Origin of the sequence: Streptomyces sp. DH12, from assembly GCF_020873895.1 — a bacterium.
Lineage (GTDB): Bacteria > Actinomycetota > Actinomycetes > Streptomycetales > Streptomycetaceae > Streptomyces.
On sequence record NZ_JAHWGT010000446.1, the window covers coordinates 1 to 614 of the forward strand.

The 614-nt window shown below is 73.0% G+C and carries 1 protein-coding gene; it reads right to left on the reverse strand.

All coding sequences use genetic code 11. The features are described 5' to 3' along the window. Nucleotides 1-614 (reverse strand): hypothetical protein (locus LPA54_RS35085; RefSeq protein ID WP_228984649.1); only part of this gene is annotated, 614 nt, incomplete at both ends.

Consider the following 614-nt stretch of genomic DNA (forward strand, 5'->3'; position numbering starts at 1 on the left):
TCCGAGGCGTCGGGCAGCACCACGAGCAGAGCCGCCTTGCCTTGATAGACACCCTGCTCGGCGGCCAGGGCGGCGTCGTTGCGGCCGATGCCCTCCTGGACGCATTCCGGGACCGCGGGCGCCGTCAGCTCCCTGGGGTTCGCTCCGGAGGAATCCGACTCCAAGCCGAAGGTATGGGGGGAGCGCGCTCCCTTGTCCTGCTCGGGGTTGCGTGCGAGGAGATCGTTGACCTGCTCCTCCAGCTTCCCCTCGGAGAAGGTGTCCGCAGCGGTCGTCGTCCGCTGCTCGTCGTCCGGGCCTCCGCCGCCGTTCAGCGACGACAGCACCACGGAGCCGAGGCCGAGAGCGGCCACGGCGAACGCGGCCCCGAGGACGGCGGCCCGGCGGCTCGTGGCCCTCAGACGCGGCTTGCGGCCCGGCCCCGTGGTCGAGGAGCGGGGGCGGCCGGCAGGGCGGTCGGAGGAGGGCGCCGATGTTTCACGTGAAACATGAAGCGGTGCGCCGTCGGCGGCCGCCGTTCCGGCAGTGACGTTCTCATCCTCATCGTCGGTCACGGGTGCGGTGGCGTGCAGCAGGGCCTCGGCGGCCAGCGCCGCGTCGATGCGCCCCGCGAC